Source organism: Streptomyces sp. NPDC056361 (genome assembly GCF_042262805.1).
Lineage (GTDB): Bacteria > Actinomycetota > Actinomycetes > Streptomycetales > Streptomycetaceae > Streptomyces.
Genome location: NZ_JBHJQI010000045.1, coordinates 19,677 through 35,084 on the forward strand (window position 1 = coordinate 19,677; position 15,408 = coordinate 35,084).

Annotated in this window: 16 protein-coding genes and 5 pseudogenes; 13 read left to right on the forward strand and 8 right to left on the reverse strand. The window is 72.6% G+C overall.

Features of this window, described 5'->3' with window-relative positions:
• Positions 1-57 precede the first annotated feature (57 nt).
• Positions 58-1,119, reverse strand: coding sequence for an iron-siderophore ABC transporter substrate-binding protein (locus ACFCY7_RS16950; protein WP_376485623.1), 1,062 nt, complete (start codon positions 1,117-1,119; stop codon positions 58-60).
• A 188-nt stretch (positions 1,120-1,307) separates the two neighbouring features.
• Complete coding sequence (locus ACFCY7_RS16955; RefSeq protein ID WP_376485626.1) at positions 1,308-2,795, reverse strand: lysine N(6)-hydroxylase/L-ornithine N(5)-oxygenase family protein; 1,488 nt, start codon at positions 2,793-2,795, stop codon at positions 1,308-1,310.
• A 245-nt stretch (positions 2,796-3,040) separates the two neighbouring features.
• Here ACFCY7_RS16955 and ACFCY7_RS16960 point away from each other — a divergent pair, with 245 nt between their 5' ends.
• The 4 genes from ACFCY7_RS16960 (at position 3,041) to ACFCY7_RS16975 (ending at position 6,266) form a co-directional block, all read left to right on the forward strand.
• Positions 3,041-3,988 carry a methionyl-tRNA formyltransferase gene (locus tag ACFCY7_RS16960; RefSeq protein WP_376485628.1) on the forward strand — a complete coding sequence of 316 codons (948 nt, stop codon included), beginning with the start codon at positions 3,041-3,043 and terminating at the stop codon, positions 3,986-3,988.
• Between the two features lie 17 nt (positions 3,989-4,005).
• The gene (ddaH, locus tag ACFCY7_RS16965; RefSeq protein WP_376485631.1) at positions 4,006-4,818 is read left to right on the forward strand and encodes a dimethylargininase; all 813 of its coding nucleotides are present in this window, start codon (positions 4,006-4,008) and stop codon (positions 4,816-4,818) included.
• Between the two features lie 80 nt (positions 4,819-4,898).
• Positions 4,899-5,672, forward strand: coding sequence for a winged helix DNA-binding protein (locus ACFCY7_RS16970; RefSeq protein WP_376485634.1), 774 nt, complete (start codon positions 4,899-4,901; stop codon positions 5,670-5,672).
• A 141-nt stretch (positions 5,673-5,813) separates the two neighbouring features.
• On the forward strand, positions 5,814-6,266 hold the full coding sequence (locus tag ACFCY7_RS16975; RefSeq protein ID WP_376485636.1) for an iron chaperone: 453 nt from the start codon (positions 5,814-5,816) through the stop codon (positions 6,264-6,266).
• A 19-nt stretch (positions 6,267-6,285) separates the two neighbouring features.
• Here the strand turns inward: ACFCY7_RS16975 and ACFCY7_RS16980 are convergent.
• Positions 6,286-6,756, reverse strand: a pseudogene (locus ACFCY7_RS16980) (metallophosphoesterase); the annotation flags it as partial.
• A gap of 480 nt (positions 6,757-7,236) precedes the next feature.
• Between ACFCY7_RS16980 and ACFCY7_RS16985 the strand changes: the two are divergent.
• A pseudogene (locus tag ACFCY7_RS16985) lies at positions 7,237-7,311 on the forward strand (hydrophobic protein); the annotation flags it as partial.
• A gap of 120 nt (positions 7,312-7,431) precedes the next feature.
• On the opposite strand, the gene ACFCY7_RS16990 reads toward ACFCY7_RS16985, so the two are convergent.
• The gene (locus ACFCY7_RS16990; protein ID WP_376485638.1) at positions 7,432-7,773 is read right to left on the reverse strand and encodes a DUF3040 domain-containing protein; all 342 of its coding nucleotides are present in this window, start codon (positions 7,771-7,773) and stop codon (positions 7,432-7,434) included.
• A 462-nt stretch (positions 7,774-8,235) separates the two neighbouring features.
• On the opposite strand from ACFCY7_RS16990, the pseudogene ACFCY7_RS16995 reads away from it, so the two are divergent.
• The 3 genes and pseudogenes from ACFCY7_RS16995 to ACFCY7_RS17005 form a co-directional block, all read left to right on the forward strand.
• A pseudogene (locus ACFCY7_RS16995) lies at positions 8,236-8,298 on the forward strand (hypothetical protein); the annotation flags it as partial.
• Between the two features lie 91 nt (positions 8,299-8,389).
• On the forward strand, positions 8,390-8,545 hold the full coding sequence (locus ACFCY7_RS17000; RefSeq protein WP_376485689.1) for a hypothetical protein: 156 nt from the start codon (positions 8,390-8,392) through the stop codon (positions 8,543-8,545).
• Positions 8,542-8,952: a sigma factor-like helix-turn-helix DNA-binding protein gene (locus tag ACFCY7_RS17005; RefSeq protein WP_376485688.1), complete on the forward strand. Its 411-nt coding sequence runs from the start codon at positions 8,542-8,544 to the stop codon at positions 8,950-8,952. The genes ACFCY7_RS17000 and ACFCY7_RS17005 overlap by 4 nt, the downstream gene beginning before the upstream one ends.
• Here ACFCY7_RS17005 and ACFCY7_RS17010 read toward each other — a convergent pair.
• Both ACFCY7_RS17010 and ACFCY7_RS17015 read right to left on the reverse strand, forming a co-directional pair.
• Entirely contained in the window at positions 8,900-9,328 is a 429-nt protein-coding gene (locus tag ACFCY7_RS17010; protein WP_376485641.1) for an ATP-binding protein, read from the reverse strand. The two genes, ACFCY7_RS17005 and ACFCY7_RS17010, sit on opposite strands and share 53 nt — an antisense overlap.
• 28 nt (positions 9,329-9,356) lie before the next feature.
• Entirely contained in the window at positions 9,357-9,638 is a 282-nt protein-coding gene (locus ACFCY7_RS17015) for an STAS domain-containing protein (protein ID WP_376485644.1), read from the reverse strand.
• Positions 9,639-9,955: 317 nt separating this feature from the next.
• Between ACFCY7_RS17015 and ACFCY7_RS17020 the strand changes: the two are divergent.
• Positions 9,956-10,186 (forward strand): annotated as a pseudogene (locus ACFCY7_RS17020) (ATP-binding protein); the annotation flags it as partial.
• Positions 10,187-10,329: 143 nt separating this feature from the next.
• Here the strand turns inward: ACFCY7_RS17020 and ACFCY7_RS17025 are convergent.
• Positions 10,330-11,457, reverse strand: a complete 1,128-nt coding sequence (locus ACFCY7_RS17025; RefSeq protein WP_376485647.1) for an ANTAR domain-containing protein — start codon at positions 11,455-11,457, stop codon at positions 10,330-10,332.
• Between ACFCY7_RS17025 and ACFCY7_RS17030 the strand changes: the two are divergent.
• The 3 genes and pseudogenes from ACFCY7_RS17030 to ACFCY7_RS17040 all read left to right on the forward strand — a co-directional run bounded on the left by ACFCY7_RS17030 (position 11,449) and on the right by ACFCY7_RS17040 (position 13,455).
• Positions 11,449-11,771 (forward strand): annotated as a pseudogene (locus tag ACFCY7_RS17030) (plasmid stabilization protein). The gene ACFCY7_RS17025 and the pseudogene ACFCY7_RS17030 sit on opposite strands and share 9 nt — an antisense overlap.
• 81 nt (positions 11,772-11,852) lie before the next feature.
• Positions 11,853-13,055: an MFS transporter gene (locus ACFCY7_RS17035; protein ID WP_376485649.1), complete on the forward strand. Its 1,203-nt coding sequence runs from the start codon at positions 11,853-11,855 to the stop codon at positions 13,053-13,055.
• A gap of 61 nt (positions 13,056-13,116) precedes the next feature.
• Complete coding sequence (locus tag ACFCY7_RS17040; RefSeq protein ID WP_376485651.1) at positions 13,117-13,455, forward strand: NIPSNAP family protein; 339 nt, start codon at positions 13,117-13,119, stop codon at positions 13,453-13,455.
• Here the strand turns inward: ACFCY7_RS17040 and ACFCY7_RS17045 are convergent.
• Positions 13,379-14,719, reverse strand: coding sequence for an MFS transporter (locus ACFCY7_RS17045; RefSeq protein ID WP_376485654.1), 1,341 nt, complete (start codon positions 14,717-14,719; stop codon positions 13,379-13,381). The two genes, ACFCY7_RS17040 and ACFCY7_RS17045, sit on opposite strands and share 77 nt — an antisense overlap.
• A gap of 81 nt (positions 14,720-14,800) precedes the next feature.
• Here ACFCY7_RS17045 and ACFCY7_RS17050 point away from each other — a divergent pair, with 81 nt between their 5' ends.
• Positions 14,801-15,403, forward strand: coding sequence for a CGNR zinc finger domain-containing protein (locus ACFCY7_RS17050; RefSeq protein ID WP_376485657.1), 603 nt, complete (start codon positions 14,801-14,803; stop codon positions 15,401-15,403).
• Positions 15,404-15,408: the final 5 nt, after the last annotated feature.

A 15,408-nucleotide genomic window follows, 5' to 3' on the forward strand; every position in this document is an offset into this window, starting at 1 on the left:
TGGTGCGTCGGTGTGGGGGGCCCGTGGGGCGCGTCTGCCGCCCCACGGGACCGGTCGTCACTTGACGGCCGCGAGCAGCGGCTCGATCTCGTCGATGGCGTACGGGATCGACAGGACGGTGTTGAAGGAGAACGCGGCGCCGATGTCCGGGTCCTGGTAGGGCACGAAGAGGTCGCGCTTGCCCTGGTGGACCTTGAGCTTCTTGTAGAGCGGCTCGGCCTTGATGCGGTCGTTGGCCTCGGTGCTGGAGGTGACCCAGACGAGACGGTCGACGTCCAGGACGTTCAGCTTCTCCGCGCCGAGTTCGGCGGCGTTCCACCCGGGCTTGGCGAGCTCGTCGATCTCCGGCTTCAGCGTGAAGCCGAGTTCGGTGAAGAAGATGGCCTTGGGGTCCGTGGCGGTGAACGCGGAGTACTTGCCGGCCTCGAAGCTGTCGGCGACGGCCAGGGTCTTCCCGCTGAACTCGGGGTGCTTGTCCCGGACGGCCTTGAAGCGGGCGCCGATGTCCGTGATCAGCTTCTCGGTCTCGGCGTCCTTGCCGAGGGCCTTGCCGATCTGCCGGGTCATGACCTGCCAGGGCGCGCCGTAGTCGGGGTGGTCCTTCGGCTGGGCGACGACCTTGGTGAACTTGGAGAGGGTGTCGTACTGCTCCTTCTTCATCCCCGAGTACTGGGCGATGACGAGGTCCGGCTTCAGCGCCGCGATCTTCTCGATGTTGTACTCGTCGCGCTCGCCGACGATCTCCGGCTTCGCGGCACCCCACTTGTCCTTCGTCCACGGCCACTTGCCGTACGGCTGCTCCTTGAACCAGTCGACCGCGCCGACCGGCTTGACGCCCAGCGCGAGCACGGCGTCCTGGTCGGAGAGCCCGAGCGTGACGATCGTCTTCGGCTCCTTGTCGATCGTCGTGCTGCCGTACTTGTGCGTGACGGTGACCGGGAACACGGCGGCATTGCCCGCCCCGTCGGCCGGCGCGGGTGCCGTGGTCGGTGTGGACGGGTCGTTCTTCTCCGTTCCGCCACCGCAGGCGGCGAGGGTGAGCGCCGCGACCGCGACGACGGCCAGCCGGGGGCCGGATCTGGCGAACCTCGCCAGTGCGGGACGTGTACCAGTGGACACGGACGTTCCTTTCACGGGGATTCTCGGTGCGTGCCAGGCCGACCGGGGCATGGCGAAGCCGCCCGGTGGGGCATGACGGTGTGGCGTGGGGGGTGGTGCTCGGGGGTGGCGCTCTTGGGCGGCGCTCTCGGGTGGCGCTCGGGCGTTGGTGCCGGCGGGCGCGCGGGCATGGGGCGCCCGAAGTACCGCTAGCGGGCGGTGCCGACCTCGTCGGCGACGGAGCGAACGTCGTCGGAGTCGGTGGCGGACGCAGAGGCATCGGCGAAGGCGGAGGCTGATGCCGAGAGCGAGACCGGGACCGGGACCGGGACCGGGACCGGGACCGGAGCCGGAGCCGGAGTCGTGGCCGGAGCCGTGGTCGGCGCGGCGGAAGCCGGGGCCGGGCGGTGGTCGAGGACCGAGTCGAGGATCTCGCCGACCCTGACCGCGGTGTTGGAGAGCAGCGAGGACGTGATGCCGTGGGTGTGCTCGGTGCCGCCCTGGAGGTAGATGCCGCAGCGCAGGCGGGGTTCGGTGGCGAGGCGGTAGTCGCGCTCGACGAGGAGGCGGCCCTGCGCGTCGCGCCGGCAGCGGTCGGCGACGTCGCCGAGGAGGGCCACGGGGTCGGCGGGGCTGTATCCGGTGGCGAGGACGACCACGTCGGCGTCGAGCACGGTCTCCTCGCCGCTGACCAGGGAGGTGACGGTGGCGCGGACGCGGTCGGGGCCGTCCTCGACGCCGGTGAGCCGGGAGATGTTGAGGAAGCGGAGGCGCTCGGTGCCGAGGACCTTCTCCTGGTACGACTGCCGGTAGAGGTCGTCGATGAGGTCGATGTCCACCACGGAGTAGTTGGTGTTCCCGTGGTAGTCCATCAGTTTGCGCTTGATGTCGTCGGGTGCCGTGAAGTACTCGTCGACCGCGTCCGGGTCGAAGATGCGGTTGGCGAAGCTGCTGTCGTCGGCGGGGCTGTAGCCGTAGCGGGAGAAGACGGCGCAGATCTCGGCGCCGGGGAAGCGGCGGTGCAGGTAGGCCACGTTCTCGGCGGCGCTCTGTCCGGCGCCCACGACGACGAACCGCTCGGGGTCGGTGCCCTCCAGGGTGTCCACCTTGGCGAGCAGGTCGGAGTTGTGCCAGACGCGGTCGCTCCGTTCGATGCCTTCGGGCAGGCGGGGGCGCAGTCCGGTGCCGAGGACGAGGTTCCGGGCGCGGTGGACGACGAGTTCGGCGCCCGAGCGGGCGGTGACCTCCAGGTACTCCACGACGTCGTCCTGGACGACGGGGCGGACGGCGATGATCTCGTGGCCGTAGGAGACCATGTCGTCGACCTTCGCGGCGGCCCACTCGAAGTAGTCGTGGAACTCCACGCGGAGCGGGAACAGGTTCTTGTGGTTGACGAAGTCGATGAGCCGGCCCTTGCTCTGCAGGTAGCAGAGGAAGCTGTACTCGCTGGCGGGGTTCCGCAGCGTCACCAGGTCCTTGAGGAAGGACACCTGCATGGTGGCGTCGTCGATCAGCATGCCGCGGTGCCAGCCGAAGCGGGCCTGCCGCTCGAAGAAGTGGGCGGTGACCGCCTCCTCCCTGCCGACGCGGGCGTTGTGCTCGCTGAGCGCCAACGCCATGGCCACATTGGACGGCCCGAAGCCGATGCCAATGAGGTCGTGGACCAGAGGTGTGTCACCAGGAAGAACCTGCGACATGTCACTCCCATCGTGCGAGCCGTGTGGAGGGCGTGGGTGGGAACGGGACGTCGGGCGCACCGAAAGGCGGCCGGGCCCGAACTTAGGTAAAGCTAACCTCATCTGGCGGGAGCTGTCGACCGGGTCGCAGAGGTCGAGTTCCGGCCGGACGGCTTGAACACCCTTTAAATCAGGGCTAGTTGCCATGTTAGGTAAGCCTTGCTTTACTTGGCGCCGTTCCCACGCCCCTTCCGAGGAGGAAGCCCATGCGGGTCGTCATGTTCGGCTATCAGACCTGGGGCCACCGCACCCTCCAAGCGCTCCTGGACTCCGAACACGACGTCGTCACGGTCGTGACGCATCCCAGGAGCGAGCATGCCTACGAGAAGATCTGGAGCGACTCCGTCGCCGACCTGGCCGCGGAGCACGGCGTCCCCGTCGTCATCCGCAACCGGCCCGACGACGAGGAGCTGTTCGCCCTCCTCAAGGAGGCCGATCCGGACATCATCGTGGCCAACAACTGGCGTACGTGGATCCCGCCGAGGATCTACACCCTGCCCCGCCACGGCACGCTCAACGTCCACGACTCGCTGCTGCCCAAGTACGCCGGGTTCTCCCCGCTGATCTGGGCCCTGATCAACGGCGAGCCCGAAGTGGGCGTGACGGCCCACATGATGGACGAGGTGCTCGACGCCGGCGACATCGTCCAGCAGCGCGCGGTCGCCGTCGGACCCACCGACACGGCGACCGACCTCTTCCACAAGACGGTCGACCTCATCGCCCCCGTCACCATCGGCGCCCTCGACCTGATCGCCTCCGGGCGGACCGACTTCACCCCGCAGGACCGCTCGCAGGCCAGCTTCTTCCACAAGCGCGCCGAAGAGGACGTCCTCATCGACTGGAACTGGCCGGCCGACGTCCTGGAACGCCTGGTCCGCGCCCAGTCGGCGCCGTATCCGCCCGCCTTCACCCACCACCGGGGCAAGCGCCTCGAAGTGCTCTCCGCCGTCGTCTCGACGGGCCGTTACGGAGGCACCCCCGGCCGCGTGTTCTACCGCGAGGGCGACGGCGTCGTGATCGTCGCCGGCCCCGACGCCCGCACCGGCCGCAACCACGGCCTGGCCCTCACCCGCGTCCGGACCGAGGACGGACGCGAACTCCCCGCCGCCGAGTACTTCACGTCCATGGGCGGCTACCTCACCGGACGCCCCTGACCCCGAGGACCCTCACCATGCGTACCGCACGGCCCAGGCACTACCTCATGTGCCGGCCCACCCACTTCGACGTGGTCTACTCCATCAACCCCTGGATGGACCCGGCGAAGCCCGTCGACACCCCGCTGGCCATCACCCAGTGGGAGAAGCTGCGCGAGGTCTACCTGAGCCTCGGCCACACCGTCGACACGATCGAACCCCTCCCCGGCCTCCCCGACATGGTCTTCGCCGCCAACGGCGCCACGGTCGTCGACGGGCGCGCCCTGGTGGCGCGCTTCCGCGACGCCGAACGCATCGCCGAAGGCCCCGCCTACCACGACTGGCTGCGCGACCACGGCTTCCCCGACCTCAGGACCGCCGGGGTCGTCAACGAGGGCGAGGGCGACTACCTGCTGGCCGGCGAGTGGCTGCTCGCGGGCACCGGGTTCCGCAGCGACCCGCGTTCGCACGACGAGGCCCAGGAGTTCTTCGGGCGTCCCGTCATCGGCCTGACGCTCGTCGACCCGAACTACTACCACCTGGACACCGCGCTGACGGTGCTCGACGAGACGACGATCGCCTACTACCCGGCGGCGTTCTCCCCGGGCAGCCTCGCCGTGCTGCGGCGGCTGTTCCCCGACGCCGTCATCGCCACCGAGCAGGACGCGGCCGTCTTCGGCCTCAACGCCACGTCCGACGGACTGAACGTGGTCCTGCCCCACAACGCCACGGCACTGACCGAGCAGTTGCGCGAGCGGGGCTTCCGCCCCGTCGGCGTGGACCTCTCGGAGCTCCTCAAGGCCGGCGGCAGCGTCAAGTGCTGCACCCTTGAGCTGCGGACGGCCGCCTGAACCCCGACGTGCCCCGGACGGTCCCGGGGCACGTCGCCGGGGTGTCTCCGACGCACCGGCCGGACCCCAAGGAAGAGTTGATGGAACAGCCGGTGATCGCGGGTACGGCGCACGACCCGGCGGGCAACCGCTTCACCCTCGTCGGCATCTCGAACGTGCCGACCGACTGGGCACAGGTCTTCAGATCGCTCGCCGCGGCCGACCTCGCGCTCGCCCCGGTCCGGCCCCCGGAAGCGGTCCGGACGCCGGAAGTGACACGGAACGCGGAAGGGACTCGGACCGCGAAAGGGCCACGGGCCCCGGAAGCGACACGGACACCGGAAGAAGCCCAGACTCCGGAAGAAGCCCAGACTCCGGGAGCGGCACGGACACCGGGCGCCGTACAGACGGCGGGAGCGGTACAGACACCGGGAGCGGCACGGGCGACACCGCCGAGCGTCCTCGACCTCAACGCCTACCTGATGGCCGCCGTCGGCAAGGCCGCGCGCCGCAGACTCACCGACACGCTCGCCGCCCACGGGTTACGCCTCTGGCACCTCACCGTCATGGCCCTGCTCGACGACCTCGGCCCGCAGATGAAGACGCTCCTCGCCACCCGGCTCGACATCAACGCCAGCGACCTCGTGAAGATCGTCAACGACCTCGTCCGCCTCGGCCACGTCGACTGCGGAAACGACCCCTCCGACCGGCGCCGCGTCGTGGTCCACCTCACCCCCGCCGGCCGGGCCTCCCTCGCCGAACTCGGCGCGGAGATCGCGGCGACCGACGACGACGTCCTCACCCCTCTCAGCGCGGACGAACGCCTCCAACTGGCCGCCCTCCTCCGCCGCGTCCACCACCACCTGGAGGGCTGACGAACGCAACCGGAAGGATTCGGCAGGAGATACGACAACTATGGTGGAACCAGCGCGTTATGACGGTGAAACGACGATCCCCCGGGCTACAGTCCCGTCTCAAGATCCCGTTCGCCACAACCCTCAAGGGGGCACTCCGCCATGGGCAAGACCGAAAGCGGCACGTACGAGGGCTTCTCGGCCGAGGAGCGGGCCGCGATGAAGGACCACGCCAAGGAGCAGAAGACGGCCGCCCGCCGCAGCTCCCGCGCCGACAAGGCCGCCGAGGCCGAACGCGACGTACTCGCCAAGATCGCCGAAATGCAGGACTCCGACCGCGTCCTCGCCGAGCGCGTCCACGCCGTCGTCACCACCCACGCCCCCGTCCTCGCACCCAAGCTCTGGTACGGCATGCCCTCCTACGCCCTCGACGGCAAGGTCGTCTGCTTCTTCCAGAGCGCCGAGAAGTTCAAGGCCCGCTACGCCACCCTCGGCTTCAGCGACCAGGCCAAACTCGACGACGGCACCATGTGGGCCGCCGGCTTCGCCCTCACCGAGGTCACCCCCGACGTCGAGAAGCGCATCGGCGCCCTCGTGAAGCAGGCGGTGAGCTGACCCTCCGCAAACGCACGGCTCAGGCGGGCGCCCGGACCGCGGCCCCCCGCGGCTCCTCGCGACGCCCGCCCGGGCGGCCCATCGGCAGGTGGCACAGCGCGAACGCCCGGCCGATGACGGTCTGGTCAACGTTGCGCACGCGAATCCCGTCCGCCGCCATGCCGTGCTCGACGCCCAGGTGGGCGTGGCCGTGCACCGCGAGATCGGCGCCGACCTCGTCGATCACCTCCGCGAGGAGATGGCTCCCCAGGAACAGGGGGATCTCCACCGGTTCCCCCGCCGGCGTGTCGGGCACCGGCGCGAAGCGGGTGAGGGCGATCCTCGCCTTGCAGTCACCGGCCGACAGACCGGTCGGCGCCCGGTGCGGACCCTCGGCACCCCGCCGCGCGGTGCGGACGAACTCCTCCGTCTCGCGCTCGCCGAACTCCCCGGCGCTGCGGCCGGCGAACCCGCCGCAGAAACCCTTCGCACCCGCGACGCCTACCTTCCCCGTCCACCGGCAGGATCACGCTGTCGCCCTCCAGCAGGTCGTGCCGGACCGGAATGCCGTCCAGCTCCGCGACCGCGATCCGCACGATCTCGTCACGGCGGTCCGCGGTCGGCACGGCCCTGTCAGCAGCACGGCCGCGCCCCGCACCTCGACCCGCACCCCGAGCTCGGCCACCTCCCCGCGCGCCAGCCGACCTCCTCGACTGCAGGTACCGCCGCTGTGCGGGATGCGGTGCCCGGTGGGCCGGCGGTGAAACGCCGGCCCCTGCCTCGTGCGGCGGTGCGCACCGGGCCCTCGGGTCCCTCGTGCAGTCGCCCGCAGTCACTCCTGCCGGCCCCTGGGCCGGATCCGTGGGAGGCAGACGGGCCGGTCCGGCGGCACGGGCGCGCGCGGGCCGGGTCGCCGACGGTCAGCCGGAGGATTCTTCCAGTGCGGCCGGGACGGAGGTGAAGGGGCTGGCGGACAGGGTGGTACGTCGCCGTCGCCGTCGCCGTGCTCGTGCTGTGGCTGCTCGGCTTCCTGATGCGGAGCGGCAGCGGCCGTTGGTGCCGCTGGCGAGTCGGATCCGCACTCGAACGAGCACCTGGTGCGCGCCCAGGACCAAGTCCTGGGCGCGCAGCAGGTGTTCGAGGTGCCGGATCGGCGGCTCGGCTCGACTCGATCCGGCGGGATGTCTCACTCGGTCCGGCGGGATCCCGCCGCCCGGCGGCGCGACCAGCGGACGAGGAGGCCGAGGAGGGCGACCAGGGTCAGCACCCACGAGGCCGCGAACAGCCAGATCAGCACGGGGGTCTCGGTGGCGACGGCGAGGACGAGCAGGGCGAGCGTGAGGGTTCCGAGGGCGGTGACGCCGAGGGCGGGGAGTCGGTGGCGGTTACCGGACAGCGAGGGCAGGCGCAGCCGGGGGCCGCGTCGCATCGTGCGCAGGTGGCGGGCGAGCGGCTCGTCGCGGTCGAGCTGTTCCTCGATCTCCGCCAGAACGCGTTGCTCTCGCGCCGAGAGTCGGGCGTCGTCCATCGCGGACACCTCCTCCCGATCCCGGGTTCCTCGGCGAGGTCCCGGCATCGTGGGCCGACGCGACAAGCGTCGCACCTCTGCGGGTTCCCCGCGAGACCGTGCCGAATCGCGCGATAACGGGCATCATTCGCTCAGACGCTCGACCGACGGACCCCGCCGCCCCTTCTGACGCAGCGGCGCAGGCCCACCGCCACCGTCGAAAGAGCCTTCATGCCCGCCGCAGGAACGCACTCCGCCACCTCTCCCGACCGCGCCCTGGAACCCGTGGGCGGCGCAGGGGCGGCGACGCGCCACGCGGCGCTGGGCGGGCTCCCCTAACCGGTCCGTCCGAGCAGATTCTCCACGGGCGACGCGCGGACGCTGTCCGTCGCCCTCTTCGTACACCTGCGGGCGCTCCAGGAGGGGACGCCGGAGTACGCGTACGTGCGCAACACGCTGGTGGAGCTCAGCCTCAGCCTGGTGATGTTCGCGGCCCGCAGGTTCAGGAACCGCGCCGAGCCGACCGAGGGCATCGTCCAGGTGGGCACGATCGGCCTGGTCAAGGCGATCGACCGGTTCGACCCCGACCGCGCGGTCGACTTTCGCCTCGTTCGCGCTCCCGACGATCGCCGGCGAGATGAAGCGCTTCTTCCGCGACACCAGCCGGGCCGTCCGGGTGCCCCGCCGGCTCCAGGAGTTGCGGATCGACCTCGCGAAGGCGGCCGGCGGCCTGGAGCAGGTGCTGGGGCGCCGCCCCCCGGCCGGGCGGAACCGGCGGCACGGCTGCACGTGACGGAGGCGGAGGTCGCGGAGGGCCGGCTCGCGGCCCACGGCTACGCCGCCCGCTCCCTGGACGCGCCGGCGGGCGACGACGACGCGACGTCCGGAACGAGCGCACGGCACCTGGCCGACTCCGAGCTGCCCTACGGGCTGATCGAGTCGCTGACGTCGCTGCGACCGCTGCGACCGCTGCTCGCCCGCCTCGACGACCACGACCGCAACCGCAACCGCAACCGCAACCGCAACCGCAACCGGCGCATTCTCGAACTGCGCTTCGGAGGGGAACTCACGCAGGCGGAGAGAGGCCGCCGGGTCGGCCTCTCCCAGATGCACGTCTCGCGCCTGCTCACCCGAATCCTCGGCGAGCTCAAGAAGGGCCTGCTCCAGGACGGTGCCACGGAGGCCGGGACGGACGAGTGACCTCCAGCCACACCACTTTGCCCACGTGTCCCGGCCCCTTGTCCTCGGTGCCCCAGTCACCGGCGAGCCGGTCGAGCACCATGAGACCGTGCCCGCCGGGAAGCCCGGGCGACCGGGGCACCTGGGCGCGCGGATGCTCGGGGCTGGCGTCGGCCACCTCGACCCGGAGCCGTCCGTGCCCGTGGCGAAGGACCAGCTCCTCCGGGCCGCCGGCGTGCAGGCAGGCGTTCGTGACGACCTCCGACACCATGAGCAGGACGTCCTCCACCCGGCGCCCCGCCTCCTCGTCCTCCGGCGGGATCCATCCCCAGTCGGCGAGCGCCTCGGCGGTGAAGTCCCGGCAGCGGGCCACCACGCCCCGGGTCCCGTTCAGCACCAGTCGGCGCACCTGACCCGGGGGAACCTCAGCGCTCCGCGCCATGACGTCCGCCGCTTCCGTGGCCGCCTTCGGGCAGCGCGTTCAGCCCGGACGAGTCGCAGAACCCCAGGCCGGAGCAGTCGACGAGGATCCTGCCGGTCGGCGGGCACCCCTCCACCGCCTCCCCCAGCGGCCGGACGGTGTCACGGTCGAGTTCGCCCACGAGGACCAGGACGACGGTGTCCGCCTCCGGCACGGACCGGACGGAGACACCGAAGCGGTCGGACCCCGGTCCGGCGTCCTGCTCCGCCTGCTCTTCGTCCCGCATGACCTCGCGACCCTCCCTCGCACCTTTAGACCTTTTCACCCTTTTCGCACCTTTCCCGGCAGGGCTGGATTCGATACATCCCGGCCGCCGGACGGGCGCCACGGGGCGTACTCAGGGCCGGGAAGAAACGAGTGCGGGAGGGCGGGGCGTCCCAGATCTTCCGGGTGTACGAGGACGCCGGCGTCGCCCTGCGTGATCGACGGTCGTCCGCGTAGCGGCCCGCGGGCCGAGGAAGGGCGCAGCCCATGGCCCATCGGCAGGTACGGCCCGCGACCTCCCGGACTCGCCGCTTCGAGCCGGCGGAAGGGGACGGGGCGATGCGGGAGTGCCGTGAGCACACCCGGCGTGCGCTGAGCGAGTGGTTCGGGAAGGCGGGCGCGACCGGTCGGGTCGCCGTCGACGACACCCTGCTGCTGGTCTCCGAGGTCGTCACTAACGCGTTCGCCCACGGCGGCGTCCCGTACGAGCTGTGTCTGGACCGGACCGACAAACGGCTGTGGGTCCGGGTCGGCGACACGGGCCCGGTACGGCCCCGGCCGCACGGCCCGCACCGGACGGGCCGCTCCTCGGGGCACGGGCTGTACCTCCTGGAGCGGCTCTCGGCCGCGTGGGGCTGGCTCCCGCGCGGCCGGGGGGAAGGCGGTCTGGTTCGAGGTGGTCGTGATCCCCAGGCCCGGGGATCACGACCGCCCTACAGCGGAGGGGTGAAGCGGGACCCCGCGGTGCGCCACAGCACCGCGGCGGGGTTGCCCCCGCGCGGGGTGCCACGGGCAGTCGCGCGGCCCGCTGGACGCGCGTGGTGGCGAGCGAGGGCCCGCCGGGTCAGCCGGGCGAGTTCGGCGTGGACCACGGGGAAGGCGCGGGTGAGGGAGGAGCCGTACGCGGGGGCAGCGCCCCCGAGCGCGGTGACCACGTCGTCGTCGAGGTGCTCCAGGGACGCCGCCCCGGCCGCGCCGCGCGTACAGAGGAGTGCCGCCGGATGCGCCAGGGAGTCGAGGACGTCGACGAGTACGGGCACGGGCACGGGCGGCAGGCCGGGGTCGTCGCCGTCGAGTACGGTGCCCGCGACCTCCAGGAGTCCGGCGACGGCCCGCCGCGCCGCCCCGTCGAGGGTCGCCGGGCCCGGCCGGCCGACCAGCGCGACCCCGACGGTCCTGTCGCGCCGGCTCAGCGGCAGCAGCGCGCGGGCCGCGTCCGCGGCGGGGCCCGGCAGCAGCACTCCGTCGTCCGGTCCCTCCTCCAGCCGGACGGGCGCGCTGTCGGCGAGGACGGTCCGGAAGGGTTCCGGTGCAGCTGGGGGGATCCACTGCCAGGCCACGGCCTCGGCGGCGCCCACGCCCGCGTGTCCCGCGAGGCGCAGGCAGCCCGGGCCGGTGTGCCGCCACAGCCAGAGGCTGTCCGCGCCGAGCGAGGAGAGCCCGTCGTCCAGCAGGGTCCGCGCCGCCTCGCCCGCGATTTCGGCGGTCTCCGCCGCCGCTGCGGCGCGACGCAGCCACCAGTGCTCGGCGAGGCGCTCTCCGACGCAGACACCGATGCTCGGCGAGGCGCTCCCCGACGCGGCCGCCGGTCTGGGGAGGCCGGTGTCGAAGGGTCCGCCGTCCCCGGCCACCGCGTTCACGATGTCCGCCGCGATGTCCTCGACGGACAGACCGGTCGCCCCGGCCAGTGACTCCGGGTACTCCGACGCCTCGGCGGGCGGCAGCCGCATCTGGGCCGCGAGCACCCCGGTGGCGAGGTCGAGGAGGCGGCGCCGGGCGTGCCGGGCGCGCAGCCAGCGGTTCTCGGCGGCCGGACCGGAGAGGAGAGGACCATGCCCCACGGATCGAACGCCAAGCGCGAGCGCCGGTACGAGCACATCAAGGAGAGCGTCTGGACCGCGGCGAGAGCGAGGAGCGCGCCGCGGAGATCGCGGCACGCACCGTGAACGAGGAACGGGCCCGGACGGGCGAGTCGAAGACCGCGAGCAAGAGCTCGATCCAGGACATGTCCTCCTCGCGCCGCGGAGGGAAGCGCTCGCAGAGCGGCGCGCAGGGCTCGACGTACGACCGGCTCTACGCCGAGGCGCAGCGCCGCGACCTGCACGGCCGCTCCTCGATGAACAAGGCGGAGCTGAAGCGGTCCCTGGGCCACTGAGCGGGCCCCGGACTCCGATGAACCCGATCGCGGGGTCGCGTCACCACGCCCGGAGCCGTCGGCGGGGTTACGGTCGGCGGCATGGTCGGTGATCGTCAAGGGTGGCTCCGGTGTCTGCTCGCCGGGGCCGTGTTCGTGGTGGGGATGACCGGCACGACGCTGCCGACGCCGCTGTATCCCCTGTACCAGGAGGAGTTCGGCTTCTCCGAGCTGACCGTGACCGTCGTGTACGCGGTGTACGCCTTCGGGGTCATCGGGGTGCTGCTCCTCGCGGGCAACGCGTCGGACACGATCGGCAGACGGCCGACGCTGCTGTGGGGCCTCGGTTTCGCGGCGGTGAGCGCCGTCTGCTTCCTGTGCGCGCAGGGCCTCGGCTGGCTGTACGCGGGCCGGCTCCTGTCGGGCCTGTCGGCCGGCTTGTTCACCGGCGCCGCCACCGCGTACGTCATGGACCTGGCCCCGCCGGGCGGCGCGTCCCGGGCGACACTGGTGGCGACGGCCGCCAACATGGGCGGCCTCGGCTGCGGCCCCCTGCTCGCCGGAGTGCTCGCCGAGTACGCCCCCGAGCCCCTGCTGCTGCCGTTCGCCGTCCACCTCGCCCTGGTCGCCGTGTCGGCCGTCGTCCTGCTGTGGCTGCCGGAGACCGTGCGGGAGCTCCGGCCCCTGACCGCCGTACGGCCGCAGAAGCCGGCGCTGCCCGCACGGGTCCGCCCCGTGTTCGTGCCGGCGGCCATCGCCGCGTTCGCGGGCTTCGCCCTGTTCGGGGTGTTCACCTCGGTCAGCCCCGCGTTCCTCGCCCGCTACCTCCACGTGGACGACCACGCCGTGAGCGGCCTGATCGTCGCACTCGCCTTCTTCGCGTCCACCGCGGGACAACTCGCCGTCGGACGCGTCGGAGTGGCCCGCTCCCTCCCGCTGGGCTGCGCCGTCCTCTTCGCCGGCCTGGCCTTCCTCGCCGGCGCACTCGCCACCGAGCTCCTCGCGCTCGTGGTCCTGGCCGCCGTCGTCGGTGGCGCCGGACAGGGCCTCTCCTTCCGCGCCGCGCTCTCCGCCGTGGCGGGCGCCGCGCCGCCGGACCGCCGCGCGGCGGTGATCTCCACCCTCTTCCTCGTCGCGTACACCGGCATCTCCATCCCGGTGATCGGCGTCGGCCTCCTCTCCGATCCCCTCGGCCTCGAACGGGCGGGTCTGGTCTTCACCGCCTGCATGCTGCTCCTCGTCGCCACCGCCGCCATCTACCTGCTCCGCAGGCCGGTGCGGACCGAGGCGGCCGACCGCGGGTGAGGAGGACGGCCCCCGGCGGATCCCCGGTGGATACCCGGCGCGGGTCGGCGACACTGGAGGCATGATCACCGTTCACCTGAAGTACGAGATCGACCCCGACAAGCTGGACGACTTCGAGGAGTACGGCCGCCGCTGGGTCGTCCTCGTCAACCGCTTCGGCGGCATCCACCACGGCTACTTCCTGCCGAGCGAGGGCGACAGCGACATCGCCTACGCCCTGTTCTCCTTCCCCGGCCTCGCCGAGTACGAGGTCTACCGGAAGGCCAGCGCCACCGACGCGGAGTGCCAGGCGGCCTTCGAACTGGCCCGCACCACCCGCTGCATCAAGCGCTACGAGCGTCGCTTCCTGCGCCCGCTCGACCTCGACCCCGCTCCGTCGATCGGCGCCGAGGGGCACTGACGAGCGGCCCGACCACGAGCGGCTGCGCGGCCGCCAGTGCCAGGCACAGGACCGCGGCGCCGGTCCACAGCGCCCCCACCCCGACGTGCGCGAGCAGCTGGGTGGAGGTGACCGGCGCCGCGACCGTGGCGATGCCCCAGCTGATGCCGTACGCGGCCAGATAGCCGTCCGCGCCGCCGCGCGGCGCCAGGTCCGCCACGACGGTCAGGACCCGCCCGAGGACGAGCACGTCACCCAGGCTCCACAGCACCGTGGCCGCCAGGAACGTCGGCAGGGTCGACGCGACCGCGTACCCCGCCAGGCCGGCCGCGAGCAGCACGTGGCCGATCGCGATGGCCCCCGAGTCGGACAGCGACGCGAGGCGGCGCAGCCGCAGGGCCGGCTGCGCGGCGACCACCGTCACCGCCGACGCGGTGAACAGCAGCCCCGCGTCGGCGGGTTCGAGGCCGCGCCGCGCGAGCGTCAGCGGCAACCCCATCGCGATCGTCGTGGTGACGAGCGCGAACAGGGTCCCCGACAGGAACACGGCCCTCAGCGCCCTGTCCCGCCAGGGCCGTACGGGCTCGGCGCGGTCGACGCGGTCGACGGGCGCTGCGCGGTCGGTTCGGTCGGCGGGCCCGGCGTGGCCGGAGTGGTCGGCGGGGTCGGCGGGGCCGGAGTGGTCGGCGGGACCGGTCTGTTCGGCCCGGTCGGCAGGACCGGCATGGTCGGCGGGCCCGGCGTGGTCGGCGGGCAGGGCGATGCGGAGGATCAGCGCGGACAGCAGGCAGGTGGCCGCGTCGACGACGAAGAGCCAGCGGAGGTCCCAGCGTCCCAGGGCGGCCGCGATCAGGCCCGCTCCGGTGCCGCCCGCCGCGAGGGCGGCGTTGAACAGGCTGTAGGCGCGGACCCGTTCGGTGGGGCCGACCGCGTCCGCGATCAGCGCCTGGCTCGGCGGCTCGTACAGCTCGAAGACGAGGCCGAGCAGGACGGCGAAGACCGCCACCGCGAGCAGTGATCCGGCCGCCGCGATGCCCAGTTGCGCGACCGCGCATCCGGTGAGGCCGAGCACGATCGTGCGACGTCGCCCGATGCCGCGCGCGAGGCGGCCGCCGGCCAGTCGCGAGGGGATCGTCGCGAGCCCGAAGCCCGCCGAGAGCAGGCCCGCGGTGGTGACGCCCGCCCCGAACTCGGTGCTGATCAGGACGGTCAGGAAGGGCAGCGAGAAGGCGCCCAGCCGGTTGACCGCGCGTGCCGCCACCAGGAGCCATACGGTCCGCGGCATGCCACCACCCCTTCGCGTGACTGTCGAATCGAGTAATGTCAGTCACGAACGCTAACCATCGAGGGAGTGACTGGTCAAGTGATGTTCGACAGTCACGTCGCGGTACTGCTGGAACACGCCGTATCGCTCGTGAACACCCTGACCGACGGAGAGGCACGCGGCCGCCCCTACGCCGTGCCCCGCGGCGCCGACCTCCCCCGCGCCGTCGAGGACGCCGTGTCGGACACCGAGGGCTCGCTGCCGCGCACCATCGACGCCCCCCAGGCGGAGTACCTGGCCGCCACCGCCCGCGCCATGCGCCGGGTCTTCCAGGCCATGCACGACGGCGAACTCGACGTCGCCGCCACCACCGTCAACGGCCTCCTCCAGGACAGCGGCGCCCGCCCCCGGCTCGACCGCGCCCCGGACCCGGGCCGGGACGGCGGCGGCACCACCTGGCAGCTGCACTTCCACGGCCCCGACGACTCCTTCGCCGCCGGACACAGCGCCGGCTGCGCCACCGCCCTCGCCCTCGCCGTGGGCGGCAGCCTCGCCGGGCGCCTCGGCGTCTGCCACGCCGACCGCTGCGACCGCGTCTACGTCGACACCTCCCGCAACGCCGCCCGCCAGTTCTGCTCGACGGCCTGCCAGAACCGCACGAAGGCGGCCGCGTTCCGCGCCCGGAAGGGCGGCGGCTCCGGCTGAGGCGC